General features: G+C 62.4%; 10 protein-coding genes. 6 read left to right on the forward strand and 4 right to left on the reverse strand.

The genetic code is table 11. The features are described from left to right. Window positions 1-220 precede the first annotated feature (220 nt). The 6 genes from BM017_RS08010 (at window position 221) to prpD (ending at window position 8613) form a co-directional block, all read left to right on the forward strand. The gene (locus BM017_RS08010) at window positions 221-931 is read left to right on the forward strand and encodes a GntR family transcriptional regulator (protein ID WP_058427390.1); all 711 of its coding nucleotides are present in this window, start codon (window positions 221-223) and stop codon (window positions 929-931) included. Further along, complete coding sequence (gene prpB / locus BM017_RS08015; RefSeq protein ID WP_021491517.1) at window positions 931-1824, forward strand: methylisocitrate lyase; 894 nt, start codon at window positions 931-933, stop codon at window positions 1822-1824. Before BM017_RS08010 ends, prpB begins: the two co-directional genes overlap by 1 nt. A gap of 41 nt (window positions 1825-1865) precedes the next feature. Then, complete coding sequence (gene prpC, locus BM017_RS08020; protein WP_092242678.1) at window positions 1866-2993, forward strand: bifunctional 2-methylcitrate synthase/citrate synthase; 1128 nt, start codon at window positions 1866-1868, stop codon at window positions 2991-2993. 199 nt (window positions 2994-3192) lie between these two features. Further along, window positions 3193-5787 carry a Fe/S-dependent 2-methylisocitrate dehydratase AcnD gene (gene acnD / locus BM017_RS08025; RefSeq protein ID WP_092242683.1) on the forward strand — a complete coding sequence of 865 codons (2595 nt, stop codon included), beginning with the start codon at window positions 3193-3195 and terminating at the stop codon, window positions 5785-5787. Between the two features lie 9 nt (window positions 5788-5796). Next, entirely contained in the window at window positions 5797-6987 is a 1191-nt protein-coding gene (gene prpF, locus BM017_RS08030; protein WP_092242686.1) for a 2-methylaconitate cis-trans isomerase PrpF, read from the forward strand. A 141-nt stretch (window positions 6988-7128) separates the two neighbouring features. Beyond that, a complete protein-coding gene (gene prpD, locus BM017_RS08035) occupies window positions 7129-8613 on the forward strand; it encodes a 2-methylcitrate dehydratase (RefSeq protein WP_092242688.1) in 1485 nt (494 codons plus the stop codon). Between the two features lie 68 nt (window positions 8614-8681). Here the strand turns inward: prpD and BM017_RS08040 are convergent, their stop codons facing one another. Genes BM017_RS08040 through moeB form a run of 4 tightly spaced genes read right to left on the reverse strand, consistent with a single transcriptional unit; the run spans window position 8682 to window position 13235 of the window. Further along, on the reverse strand, window positions 8682-9410 hold the full coding sequence (locus BM017_RS08040) for an alanyl-tRNA editing protein (protein WP_092242692.1): 729 nt from the start codon (window positions 9408-9410) through the stop codon (window positions 8682-8684). A 2-nt stretch (window positions 9411-9412) separates the two neighbouring features. Further along, window positions 9413-10405 (reverse strand): serine O-acetyltransferase, encoded by a 993-nt coding sequence (locus tag BM017_RS08045; protein WP_092242695.1) that lies wholly within the window; start codon window positions 10403-10405, stop codon window positions 9413-9415. Window positions 10406-10442: 37 nt separating this feature from the next. Continuing rightward, window positions 10443-11357 carry a PLP-dependent cysteine synthase family protein gene (locus BM017_RS08050; RefSeq protein WP_071491545.1) on the reverse strand — a complete coding sequence of 305 codons (915 nt, stop codon included), beginning with the start codon at window positions 11355-11357 and terminating at the stop codon, window positions 10443-10445. Between the two features lie 15 nt (window positions 11358-11372). Beyond that, on the reverse strand, window positions 11373-13235 hold the full coding sequence (gene moeB / locus BM017_RS08055; RefSeq protein WP_092242698.1) for a molybdopterin-synthase adenylyltransferase MoeB: 1863 nt from the start codon (window positions 13233-13235) through the stop codon (window positions 11373-11375). Window positions 13236-13252 lie beyond the last annotated feature (17 nt).

Raw genomic sequence — 13252 nt, forward strand, 5'->3', positions numbered from 1 at the left:
GCGCAAACTCCCTCGTACGCCGTTTCATCCAATGATGTCAGGCAAAAGTGCCGGGCATTCTAACATGATGCTTTTTTGGCGCCAGCGCTGGCAGGCGGCCATGCCCTGATAGGGTGCAACCCTGGTTATTAGACGATTGTCGACAATGTGTATTTATTCTTTGACTATCCTGGGCTGATTGGCTAGTTTTTGCGGCATTGCTTTCAAAGGTGTCGACAATATGCTGGATCAGCTGGAATCCCCAGTGGTGGCGCAAGACGATTCCCAGACCATGTCCGAGAACGTCTTCCGGCGTATCCAGGCCGCCATCGTCAAGGGCGAGATCGCCCCGGGCAGCAAGATCTCCGAGCCGGAGCTGGCGCGCACCTACGGCATCAGCCGTGGCCCGCTGCGTGAGGCGATCCACCGCCTGGAAGGCCAGCGCCTGCTGGTGCGCGTGCCTCACGTTGGCGCGCGGGTGGTGTCGTTGAGCCACGACGAACTGATCGAGCTCTATGAAATCCGCGAATCCCTCGAAGGCATGGCTTGTCGCCTGGCCGCCGAGCGCATGACCGACGCGGAAATCGAAGAATTGCGCCAAGTGCTGCATACCCACGAGCGCGACGAAGCCTTCCAGGCCGGCCTGGGCTATTACCAGCAGGAGGGCGACTTCGACTTCCATTACCGGATCATCCAGGGCGCCGGCAACCGCACCCTGACCCAGATGCTCTGCGGCGAGCTGTACCAATTGGTGCGCATGTACCGCATCCAGTTTTCCGCCACCCCCAATCGTCCGCGCCAGGCCTTTGCCGAGCACCACCGCATTCTCGACGCGATTGCCGATCGCGACGGTGAACTGGCCGAACTGTTGATGCGCCGGCATATCGGCGCATCCAAACGCAATATTGCCCGTCACTTCCCGGACGGCACTCCCCCATCACGAGGTGAATGATGAGTTCCAATAACAAGACGACTCCCGGCCAGCGTTTCCGTGACGCGGTCGCCAGTGAACACCCGCTGCAGGTGGTAGGTGCGATCAACGCCAACCACGCACTGCTGGCCAAGCGCGCCGGGTTCAAGGCTATCTACCTGTCGGGTGGCGGGGTGGCGGCTGGCTCCCTCGGTGTGCCGGATCTGGGCATCACCGGCCTGGACGATGTGCTGACCGACGTACGCCGCATCACCGACGTGTGCGACCTGCCGCTGCTGGTGGACGTGGACACCGGCTTCGGCTCCTCGGCATTCAATGTGGCGCGCACCGTCAAGTCGATGATCAAGTTCGGCGCGGCCGCCATCCATATCGAAGATCAGGTGGGCGCCAAGCGTTGCGGTCATCGCCCGAACAAGGAAATCGTGTCCCAGCAGGAAATGGTCGACCGTATCAAGGCCGCCGTGGATGCGCGCACCGATGACAGCTTCGTGATCATGGCGCGTACCGATGCGCTGGCCGTCGAAGGCCTGGAATCCGCGCTGGAACGTGCCGCCGCCTGCATCGAGGCCGGCGCCGACATGGTGTTCCCGGAAGCCATCACCGAGCTGGAGATGTACAAACTGTTCGCCTCCCGCGTGAAAGCGCCGATCCTGGCCAACATCACCGAGTTCGGCGCCACGCCGCTGTACACCACCGAACAGTTGAAATCTGCCGATGTTTCCATCGTGCTGTACCCGCTTTCGGCCTTCCGCGCCATGAACAAGGCCGCCGAGAATGTCTATACCGCGATCCGTCGCGACGGTACCCAACAGAACGTGATCGACACCATGCAGACCCGCATGGAGCTTTACGATCGCATCGACTACCACACCTTCGAGCAGAAGCTCGATGCGCTGTTTGCCGCGAAAAAATAACCCGGCGCACTCCCAAATAAATTCAAGATTGGAGAACAGACATGGCTGAAGCAAAAGTATTGAGTGGTGCCGGCCTGCGTGGCCAGGTGGCTGGGCAGACCGCACTGTCCACCGTGGGCCAGGCGGGTGCCGGCCTGACCTATCGCGGCTACGACGTGCGCGAACTGGCCGCCGATGCGCAATTTGAAGAAGTCGCCTACCTGCTGCTGTACGGCGAGTTGCCGACCAAGACCGAGCTGGCCGCCTACAGCGCCAGGCTGGGCAAGCTGCGCGACCTGCCGCAAGCGCTGAAGGAAGTGCTGGAGCGTATCCCCGCCGACGCCCACCCGATGGACGTAATGCGCACCGGTTGCTCGTTCCTGGGCAATATCGAGCCGGAAAAAGACTTCAGCGTGCAGCGCGACGTCACCGACCGCCTGCTCGCTGCCTTCCCAGCGATCATGTGCTACTGGTACCGCTTCAGCCACGACGGCAAGCGCATCGACTGCGTGACCGACGAGCCGAGCATCGGCGGCCACTTCCTGCACCTGCTGCACGGCAAGAAGCCCAGCGAGTTGCACGTCAAGGTGATGAACGTGTCGCTGATCCTCTACGCGGAACACGAATTCAACGCCTCGACGTTCACCGCCCGGGTGTGTGCCTCGACCCTGTCCGACCTGTATTCCTGCGTCACCGCCGCCATCGGCTCGCTGCGCGGCCCGCTGCACGGCGGCGCCAACGAAGCGGCGATGGAAATGATCGAGCGTTTCTCGTCCGCTGAAGAGGCGGTCGAAGGCACCCTCGGCATGCTGGCGCGCAAGGACAAGATCATGGGCTTTGGCCACGCGATCTACAAAGACAGCGACCCGCGTAATGAAGTGATCAAGGGCTGGTCGAAAAAACTTGCGGACGAGGTGGGCGACAAGGTGCTGTTCCCGGTCTCCGAAGCCATCGACAAGACCATGTGGGAACAGAAGAAGCTGTTCCCCAACGCTGACTTCTACCATGCCTCGGCGTACCACTTCATGGGCATCCCGACCAAGCTGTTCACCCCGATCTTCGTGTGCTCGCGCCTGACGGGCTGGGCGGCGCACGTGTTCGAACAGCGCGCCAACAACCGCATCATCCGTCCAAGCGCCGAATACACCGGCGTCGAGCAGCGCAAGTTCGTGCCAATCGAACGTCGCTGAATGGGAATGCCGACGATCCCGAATTGTTAACCGGATCAAATGTGGGAGGGGGCTTGCCCCCGATTGCTGTCTGTCAGTTGATGCAGCGGGCACTGACCCACCGCTATCGGGGGCAAGCCCCCTCCCACATTGTGACCGCATTTCAATTCTGGATCGGTGCAGGTCCTCCCTTTGTTATCACCGTGACCGAGTCCTGACGATGAACACTGAATTCCGCAAACCGCTTCCCGGCAGCCGCCTGGATTTCTTCGACGCCCGTGCGGCCGTCGAGGCAATCACCCCTGGCGCCTACGCCACCTTGCCTTACACCTCCCGCGTCCTTGCGGAAAACCTGGTGCGCCGCTGCGACCCAGCCACCCTCAATGCTTCCTTGAGCCAACTGATCGAACGCAAGCGCGACCTCGACTTCCCATGGTTCCCGGCGCGTGTGGTGTGCCACGACATCCTCGGCCAGACCGCTCTGGTCGACCTCGCCGGCCTGCGTGACGCCATCGCCCTGCAAGGCGGTGACCCGGCCCAGGTCAACCCGGTAGTGCCGACGCAACTGATCGTCGACCACTCCCTGGCCGTCGAAGCCGGTGGTTTTGACCCGGACGCGTTCGAAAAAAACCGCGCCATCGAAGACCGTCGCAACGAAGACCGTTTCCATTTCATCGAGTGGACCAAGAAGGCCTTCAAGAACGTCGATGTAATCCCGCCCGGCAACGGCATCATGCACCAGATCAACCTGGAGAAAATGTCCCCGGTGATCCAGGTGCGCGACGGCGTGGCCTTCCCCGATACCTGCGTCGGCACCGACAGCCACACCCCGCACGTGGATGCCCTGGGCGTGATCGCCATCGGTGTCGGCGGCCTGGAAGCCGAGAGCGTGATGCTCGGTCGCGCCTCGTGGATGCGCCTGCCGGAAAGCGTCGGCGTCGAATTGACCGGCAAGCTGCAACCGGGCATCACCGCCACCGACATGGTGCTGGCGCTGACCGAGTTCCTGCGTAAACAGAAAGTGGTTGGCGCCTGGCTGGAGTTCTTCGGCGAAGGTGCTTCGGCACTCACGCTCGGCGACCGTGCAACCATCTCCAACATGGCCCCGGAATACGGCGCGACTGCGGCGATGTTCTACATCGATCAACAGACCACCGCCTACCTGAAGCTCACCGGCCGCGAAGACGAACAAGTCACGCTGGTGGAGCAGTACGCTCGCCACACCGGCCTGTGGGCCGATGACCTCAAGGGCGCGCAGTACGAGCGAGGGCTGACCTTCGATCTGTCCAGCGTCGTGCGCAACATGGCCGGCCCGAGCAACCCCCATGCTCGCGTTGCCACCAGCGATCTGGCGTCCAAGGGTATTTCCGGCCAGTGGGACGAAGTGCCAGGCCAAATGCCTGACGGCGCAGTGATCATCGCCGCCATCACCAGTTGCACCAACACCAGCAACCCGCGCAACGTGATCGCCGCCGGCCTGCTGGCGCGCAACGCCAACAAGCTTGGGCTGACCCGCAAGCCGTGGGTCAAATCGTCCCTGGCACCCGGCTCGAAAACCGTGGCGATGTACCTGGAAGAAGCCGGCCTGGGCCATGAGCTGGAAAAACTCGGCTTCGGTGTGGTGGCGTTTGCCTGCACCACCTGCAACGGCATGTCCGGCGCACTCGATCCGGTGATCCAGCAGGAAATCATCGACCGCGACCTGTACGCCACCGCCGTGCTCTCGGGCAACCGTAACTTCGACGGGCGTATTCACCCCTACGCCAAGCAAGCGTTTCTCGCGTCGCCGCCGCTGGTGGTCGCGTATGCGATTGCCGGCACCATCCGCTTCGACATCGAGAAAGACGTGCTTGGCCTCGACGCGAATGGCAAGGAAATCCGCCTGCAGGACATCTGGCCGAGCGACGAAGAGATCGACGCAGTGGTCAAGGCCTCGGTCAAGCCGGAGCAGTTCCGCCAGGTCTACATCCCGATGTTCGCCATCCACGAAGACACTGGCCCGAAAGTCGCGCCGCTGTACGAATGGCGTCCGCAAAGCACCTATATCCGCCGCCCACCTTACTGGGAAGGTGCGCTGGCCGGTGCCCGTCCGCTCAAGGGCATGCGCCCGCTGGCGGTGCTGCCGGACAACATCACCACCGACCACTTGTCGCCCTCCAACGCGATCATGCTCGACAGCGCCGCCGGCGAATACCTGGCGAAAATGGGCCTGCCGGAAGTCGACTTCAACTCCTACGCGACGCATCGGGGCGATCACTTGACTGCGCAGCGCGCCACCTTCGCCAACCCGAAACTGTTCAACGAAATGGTGGTGGAAAACGGCAAGGTCAAGCAGGGTTCCCTGGCGCGCATCGAGCCGGAAGGCCAGGTCACGCGGATGTGGGAGGCCATCGAAACGTACATGGAGCGCAAGCAACCGCTGATCATCATTGCCGGCGCGGACTACGGCCAGGGCTCGTCTCGCGACTGGGCGGCCAAGGGCGTGCGGCTGGCCGGTGTGGAGGCGATTGCCGCCGAAGGTTTCGAGCGCATCCACCGCACCAACCTGGTGGGCATGGGCGTGTTGCCGCTGGAGTTCCTGCCGGGCACCGACCGCCACACCCTGAAGATCGATGGCAGCGAGACCTATGATGTGGTCGGCGCGCGTACTCCGCGGGCGCAGTTGACCCTGGTGATCAACCGCAAGAATGGCGAACGTGTCGAGGTGCCGGTGACCTGCCGCCTCGACACCGCCGAAGAAGTGTCGATCTACGAGGCGGGCGGGGTGTTGCAACGCTTTGCCCAGGACTTCCTGGAATCGGCGGCGACGGCCTGAGGGGACACCATGGCACACGTAGCGCAAATCAAGATCCCCGCCACCTACATGCGTGGCGGCACCAGTAAGGGCGTGTTTTTCAGCCTCACAGACCTGCCCGAATCAGCGCAGGTACCGGGCGCCGCACGCGATGCCTTGCTATTGCGGGTGATCGGCAGCCCCGACCCCTACGACAAGCAAATCGACGGCATGGGCGGCGCCACCTCGAGCACCAGCAAGACGGTGATCCTGGCCAAGAGCACCCGCGCCGATCACGACGTGGATTACCTGTTCGGCCAGGTCTCCATCGACAAACCCTTTGTCGACTGGAGCGGCAACTGCGGCAACCTGTCGGCGGCGGTCGGTTCCTTTGCCATCAGCGCCGGCCTGGTCGATCCGACACACCTGCCCCACAACGGCGTGGCTGTGGTGCGTATCTGGCAAGCCAACATCGGCAAGACCATCATTGCCCACGTGCCGATTACTGGCGGCGCGGTGCAGGAAACCGGCGACTTCGAACTGGATGGCGTGACCTTTCCGGCCGCCGAAGTGCAGTTGGAATTCATGGACCCGGCGGCGGAAGAAGAGGGCGGCGGTGGTTCGATGTTCCCCACCGGCAACCTGGTGGACGACCTGGAAGTGCCTGGCGTCGGCACCTTCAAGGCGACGCTGATCAACGCCGGTATCCCGACCATCTTCATCAACGCCGAAGACCTCGGCTACACCGGCACTGAGCTGCAAGGCGCGATCAACAGCGACCCGAAAGCCCTGGCAATGTTCGAGACCGTGCGGGCTTATGGCGCGTTGCGCATGGGCCTGATCCAGCACCTGGACGAAGCCGCCCAACGCCAACACACGCCGAAGGTGGCGTTTGTGGCCAAGCCGGCCGACTACGTGGCGTCCAGTGGCAAGGCGATCAAGGCGGGTGATGTGGACCTGCTGGTGCGTGCGCTGTCCATGGGCAAATTGCACCACGCGATGATGGGCACGGCGGCGGTGGCGATCGGCACGGCGGCGGCGATTTCCGGCACCCTGGTCAACCTCGCGGCCGGTGGTGTGGAGCGCAATGCCGTGCGCTTCGGGCACCCGTCCGGCACCTTGCGCGTCGGCGCAGAGGCCACCCAGGTGAACGGCGAGTGGGTGGTGAAGAAAGCCATCATGAGCCGCAGCGCCCGGGTGCTGATGGAGGGCTTCGTACGCGTCCCCGGCGACGCTTTCTAACAACCCACACTGCCCCCAGTGTGGGAGGGGGCTTGCCCCCTCCCACATTGGATCTTCATACCCCCAAGCAGGCGGCCAGACCTGCGATGGAGCGATCAACCGTGATCCTGAGGACTAACCCAACCTTTTAGGAGTACTGCCATGAGCGCCAACGTCGACCAGAACAACCGTCCCGACTACGACCAGGTCCTGCAGGACATCGCCGATTATGTCCTCACTTACCGGATCGACTCTCAGGATGCATTGGACACCGCCCGCAACTGCCTGATGGACACCTTGGGTTGCGGCCTGCTGGCCCTGCGTTTCCCGGAGTGCACCAAGCACCTGGGGCCGATGGTCGAGGGCACGGTGGTGCCGTTTGGCGCTCGTGTACCAGGCACTTCGTTCCGGCTGGATCCGGTCAAGGCGGCGTGGGACATCGGCTGCATCGTACGTTGGCTCGACTACAACGACACCTGGCTCGCCGCCGAGTGGGGGCACCCCTCGGATAACCTCGGCGGCATCCTCGCTGTGGCCGACCACTTGTCGCAAAAGCGCATCGCCAACGGCGAGGCACCGCTGACCCTGCGCGCGGTGCTGGAAGCAATGATCATGGCCCACGAAATCCAGGGCGTGATTGCCCTGGAAAACTCGTTCAACCGCGTCGGTCTCGACCATGTGCTGTTGGTGAAAGTCGCTTCAACGGCGGTGACGGCCAAACTGATGGGGGCCAACCGTGAACAGCTGCTGGCGGCCCTGTCCCACGCGTTTGTCGATGGGCAGGCATTGCGCACGTATCGGCATGCACCGAATGCCGGTTCGCGCAAATCCTGGGCGGCGGGAGATGCCTCCAGCCGGGGCGTGCGTCTGGCGGATATCGCGATGCGCGGCGAGATGGGCATCCCTGGCGTGTTGAGCGCGCCGCAGTGGGGGTTCTATGACGTACTGTTCAGCCATACCAACAAGGACCTGGCGCTCAAGCCGCAGGACAAGCGTAGGTTCAGCCTGTCCCAGCCCTACGGCACCTATGTGATGGAGAACGTGCTGTTCAAGATCAGCTTTCCCGCCGAGTTCCATTCGCAAACGGCCTGCGAAGCGGCGGTGGCCTTGCATCCGTTGGTCAAGGATCGCTTGCATGAAATCGAGCGTATCGTGATCACCACCCATGAATCGGCGATTCGCATCATCTCCAAGGTCGGACAACTGGCCAACGCCGCTGACCGTGACCACTGCCTGCAATACATGACCGCCGTGCCACTGGCGTTCGGCAATCTGGTGGCCGAGCAGTACGAAGACGAATTCCACGCCGCCCATCCGATCATCGATGAACTGCGGGATAAAATGGTCATCGTCGAGGATCCGCGCTATAGCCGCGAATACCTGGAGGCCGACAAGCGCTCCATTGCCAACGCGGTGCAGGTGTTCTTCAAGGACGGTACGCATACCGAACAGGTGGCGGTGGAGTACCCGATCGGCCATCGCCGCCGCCGGGTGGAGGGCATTCCGTTATTGGAAGACAAGTTCAAGGCCAACCTGGCCACACGGTTTACCGCGCAGCGCAGTGCCGAGATTTTTGCGCTGTGCAAGGATCAGGCGCGGCTAGAGGCGACACCGGTAAACCGGTTTGTGGATCTGTTCGTGATCTAGCAGACACCACGTATTCACCTGTGCAAATCCAATGAATGTGGGAGGGGGCCTCCCACAGTTGACCGTGTTCATTCGAATCGCAGTATGACTCTGCGGTTGTGTTTGCTCTTCTTCTCGATCTTCTCGCAGAACACCCGGCCGATTTCTTCGGTGTTGAGCACATGGGTGCCGCCGCATGGTTGGATATCGATACCGGCGATTTCAATCACCCGCACCGCTCCCTGGACCACCGGTGGCGCCACCGCCTGGGTGCGGGTGATCTGCAGCAGGGTGGCGTACTCGGTGGCCGGCATCGACAGGGTTTTCACCGGGTGGGCCTGCTCGATCAGCGCGTTGAGGTCGCGGGTGATGCTGTCTTTGTCGAGGGTCATTTCCGGCAGGTCGAAGTCCAGGCGGCCTTTGTCTGCACTGATGCTGCATCCGGTGACCGGCGCGTCAATGATCGAGCACAACAGGTGCAGGCAGGTGTGCATCTTCATGTGCTGGTAGCGCCGGTCCCAGTCGAGGCCGGCGTCCACCTGCACCCCGGCGGTCAATTGTTCGGGGCAGTGTTCCACCTGGTGCCAGATGATCGAGCGCTGCACTGGGTCGCGCACTGTGCCGGTCACTTCGACCCGCGTACCGTCCGCCAGGGTGAGGTGCCCCGTGTCGCCTGGCTGCCCGCCCCCGGTGGGGTAGAACAACGTGTGTTCCAAGGCGACGCCGTGTTCGCTGATGGCAATCACTCGGGCGCTGAAGGCGTTCTGGTAGGGTGCGCTGTCGAACAGCGCCAGGGTTTCCATGGTGTGCACGGACATGTTCAACCTCCGACGATCAATGGGCTGGCTTGCAACAGGGAGCGCACCATCGCACTCAAGCCAGGCGGGGAAAGCAGGGTGATTTCAAATTCCGGGCCGCAGACCTTCAGGTTCAGCGGCAGGCGTGGCAGGTGGTTGCCCGATTCGATGCGATGCAGGCGAAATTGCAGGTGGTGACGTTCCTTCACCGTAGGCTCCAGCATCAGCCCGGGCAAGGGATGGAAGTCGGCGTCCAGCACCGTGACTTTGTGGCTGGTATTGATCTCGCCGACCACGTGCAGACGCTCATCCAGGGCGAAGGCGCCCAGGTATTTACTGTGGTCCGACTCGTCGTTTTTTTGCAGTTGGATCTGGTTTACCACCTTCACCTTGGTGCCGGCGGGCACGTCCTGGGTGATCACGCAGGACGGGCTGATAAACACGTTGTCGCCGATCAACACATAGCCGAGCACGCGGGCGCCGGAACCGACCTCGACGTTATTACCCAGACGTGGATGGCGCTTGCCGTCGGGGTTGTTGGCGATGCCGCGGGCGCCCAGGGTCACGCCGCAGAGGATGTAGCAGTCGTTGCCGATCTCACACGTTTCGCCGATCACGGTGCCGTAGCCGTGGTCCAGTACGAAGCGCCGACCGATACGCGCCGCCGGGTGGATCTCGGCGCCGGAAAGCACCTTGCCCTGGTTGCTCAGCTTGAGGGCGATACGGGAGAAGACGCCGTTGGTCTGGTCGGGGAAATGCCACACCAGGTGCGCCAGCCGGTAATACAGCACCGCCTTGAACGACGCGTAGGACTCCAGGATCAGCTCACCGCGCCCGCGTGATGCCGGGTCGCGGTAGGCGTAGGCGATCAAATCCTCGGCCACCGCCTGGGCGGCATTCTGTACCAGCGGCGCCAGATGCGGCTCCAGCTGTTTCATCTGTGCCGGCGTGAGGGTCTTGATGAGGTGAGTCAGCAACTCATCGTGCAACTGTTGCATGTCGATAAAGCCACCCATTGAGGCACCCCCTTAGTCTGATTGGTTGGAAGAGCGCTTATTCGAAACTGGGCAGGTAGCTGTCGGCATTGTCGTAGACCATGGTCAGCACCACCGTTTCGGGCGGCAGTTCCGGGGCGAGTTGGGCGACAGCCACCATGTTGGCGGCCGAGGACAAGCCCAGGCTGATGGCGTCGGTGCGCATGATGCGTTTCATCATGTCGATGCAGTCCTGGCGCGAGACCTTGAGCATGCCGTCGATCACGTCCAGGTTGAGGATGCTCGGGATCAGGCCGATCGACAGGCCCTGGATATGGTGCGGCGCATGCTGGTTTTTCAGCAGGTCGCATTCTTCCGGTTCCACCCCCATGACACGCAGCCCCGGCCAGGCGGCTTTGAGGGTTTCGCCGATGCCAGTGATATGCCCGCCCGTGCCGATCCCGCTGACAAAGTAGTCAGCACGACGCTCGCCGAACGCACGCAGGATTTCCGGCGCGGTGGTGTCGCGATGGGTCTGCGGGTTGGCGCCGTTGCGTTGCTGGTTGAGCATCACGTAGCTGGGGTTTTCCAGCTGCAGCTCCATGCACTTTTCGCCATGGGAGTTGTTGCCCAGGCGGCTGTCCGACAGCACCACCTTGGCCCCGTACAGGCGCAGCAGCTTCTGTTTTTCGGGGCTGTAGTTGTCGGGGATCACCAGCACGACCTTGTAGCCCAGCACATTGCCGGCCATGACCAGGCCGATACCGGTATTGCCGCCGCTGGGCTCGATGATGGTTTGCCCGGAGTCACGGATCAGCACGCCCCGGCGTTCGGCGTCGAGGATCATGCCCAGGGCGATGCGCGCCTTGTGGCTGCCGCCCGGGTTGAGGGATTCGAGCTTGGCATAGACCTCGATGCCGAGGTCTTCGGAGAACTGCGCCAGGCGCACGATCGGCGTTTGGCCGATGACCTCGAGAATGGAGTTGTGCAACATCATTCAGTCCTCGGCTCAATACAAGGGCATGTCAGGTTCGACGTCGCGAACCCAATGCTTCATGCCGCCCTGCAGGACTTTGGTATTGGCGAAACCCGCCGCCAGCAAGGTGCTGGCGGCTTGCTCGGCGCGGGTGCCGGCGTAGCAGATCAGGTAATGGGTGTTGTCCCGGCTGAGGCGGTCGAGCTGATTGTCCAGTTCGGCCAGGGGGATATGCACCACACCTGGCAATTTGCACACCTCCAGTTCGCTGGCATCGCGCACGTCCAGCAACACATCGACGCTGCGCGGGTGTTCGAGCAATTGCTTGAGTACACGGGGCTTTATGTAGCGCTCTTCGGCCAGGGACGGCTGGCTGGGCACAGCGTCCGCACAGACAGCCGGCGCCACGCTTTCGCTGTGGCGCAGTTCGGAGCAGCACGGGCAGTCGGCACGCCGCTTGAAGCGGATCTCGCTGAACTTCATTGCCAGCGCATCGAAGCGCATCAAGCGGCCGGACAGCGGTTCACCGATGCCGATCAACAGCTTGATGGCCTCGGTGGCCTGGATCATCCCGACTACACCGGGCAACACGCCGATCACGCCACCGGCGCTGCAATTGGGCGCCAGTTCGGCGGGCGGCGCGCTGGGGAACAGGCAGCGGTAGCAGGGGCCACCTTTATAGTTGAGTACGCTGATCTGCCCGTCGAAACGGTAGATGGCGCCGTATACCAAAGGCTTGCCCAATTGCACGCAGGCGTCGTTGACTAGGTAGCGGGTGTCGAAGTTGTCGGTGCCGTCGATCACCAGGTCATAGGCGCCCACCAGTTCCAGGGCGTTATCGGCGTTCAGGGCGGTGTCGTGGGCGTTGATCTGGATATGGCGGTTGAGGTCTTGCAGACGTTGCTTGGCGGACTCGACCTTGGGCATGCCGAGGGTGCTGTTGCCATGCACGATCTGGCGTTGCAGGTTGCTGCTTTCCACCACATCGAAGTCCACCAGCCCCAGGGTGCCGACGCCGGCTGCTGCCAGGTACAGGCTGATCGGTGAGCCAAGGCCACCGGTGCCGATGATCAGCACCTTGGCTTTCTTGAGGTTCAACTGGCCTTCGCGGCCGACGCCGGGCAGGGTGATATGGCGCACGTAGCGTTGCACTTCTTCATTGCTAAGGGCATCGACATCCATACCGCCCGACGTGGCGAGCAGTACTTCGATCCGGGCTTTTTCCGGAAGCGGATCGTCGGCGCCGACCAGTTCTTCTTCGGCGGTAAACAGAAAGTGCTCCTTGAGCTGGTTGTTCTTCTCGTGGAACAGGTGCGCACGCAACTGCGGGTGGCTGCTGCAGAGGTTTTCAATGACTTCGCGCAATGTCGTTCCGGCGCCCTCGAGGGTCGATTCCGGCAGCTTGGCCACGCGAACCAGAATGTCGGGGAAAGAGACAGCGTTCATGGACAACTCCGTGTGCAGGTCGTTGAAAGGTTGAAGGGCGAAATGCTTGCCATCCCAGGCAAACAGCTTGGAACCCAGGGACTGGCCCTGGCGAACGTCCACCACCAGGTAGCTGACGGGGTAGATCGGTTCGCCCATGAACAGCGCCTTGTCCTCGTCTTCGTCGCTGAAATAGGCGCCGACATCCGGGTGGGAGTGGTAGATCACCACCACTGGGTTGTTGCTGCGAAACGCTTTGCTCAGCAGCAGGGTGTCGGCCACCGAGAATGTGTAGCCGTTGGCGGCGTTGCGCGGGTACATCTCGGGGTTCTTGCTGTGCAACTCGTTCTGGATATTGCTGCCCAGGTACACGCTGCCGTCGGCGAAGACAAAACCACAGCACTCCTCGGGGTAGCTGCGGCTGGCGTGGGCGTAGATCTGTTCCAGGGCTTCGGGGCGGAGGACGTCCATGTTTCTCTCGCATGGTG

The sequence above is a fragment of the Pseudomonas sp. NFPP04 genome (genome assembly GCF_900113815.1).
GTDB classification, from domain to species: domain Bacteria; phylum Pseudomonadota; class Gammaproteobacteria; order Pseudomonadales; family Pseudomonadaceae; genus Aquipseudomonas; species Aquipseudomonas extremorientalis.

What these genes read in the sequence shown, in the direction of transcription:
- prpF (WP_092242686.1), top strand. Translation starts at nt 5,797, where the DNA reads ATGGCACACGTAGCGCAAATCAAGATCCCCGCCACCTACATGCGTGGC.
- BM017_RS08010 (WP_058427390.1), top strand. Translation starts at nt 221, where the DNA reads ATGCTGGATCAGCTGGAATCCCCAGTGGTGGCGCAAGACGATTCCCAG.
- moeB (WP_092242698.1), bottom strand. Translation starts at nt 13,235, where the DNA reads ATGGACGTCCTCCGCCCCGAAGCCCTGGAACAGATCTACGCCCACGCC.
- BM017_RS08045 (WP_092242695.1), bottom strand. Translation starts at nt 10,405, where the DNA reads ATGGGTGGCTTTATCGACATGCAACAGTTGCACGATGAGTTGCTGACT.
- BM017_RS08040 (WP_092242692.1), bottom strand. Translation starts at nt 9,410, where the DNA reads ATGTCCGTGCACACCATGGAAACCCTGGCGCTGTTCGACAGCGCACCC.
- BM017_RS08050 (WP_071491545.1), bottom strand. Translation starts at nt 11,357, where the DNA reads ATGTTGCACAACTCCATTCTCGAGGTCATCGGCCAAACGCCGATCGTG.
- prpC (WP_092242678.1), top strand. Translation starts at nt 1,866, where the DNA reads ATGGCTGAAGCAAAAGTATTGAGTGGTGCCGGCCTGCGTGGCCAGGTG.
- acnD (WP_092242683.1), top strand. Translation starts at nt 3,193, where the DNA reads ATGAACACTGAATTCCGCAAACCGCTTCCCGGCAGCCGCCTGGATTTC.
- prpB (WP_021491517.1), top strand. Translation starts at nt 931, where the DNA reads ATGAGTTCCAATAACAAGACGACTCCCGGCCAGCGTTTCCGTGACGCG.
- prpD (WP_092242688.1), top strand. Translation starts at nt 7,129, where the DNA reads ATGAGCGCCAACGTCGACCAGAACAACCGTCCCGACTACGACCAGGTC.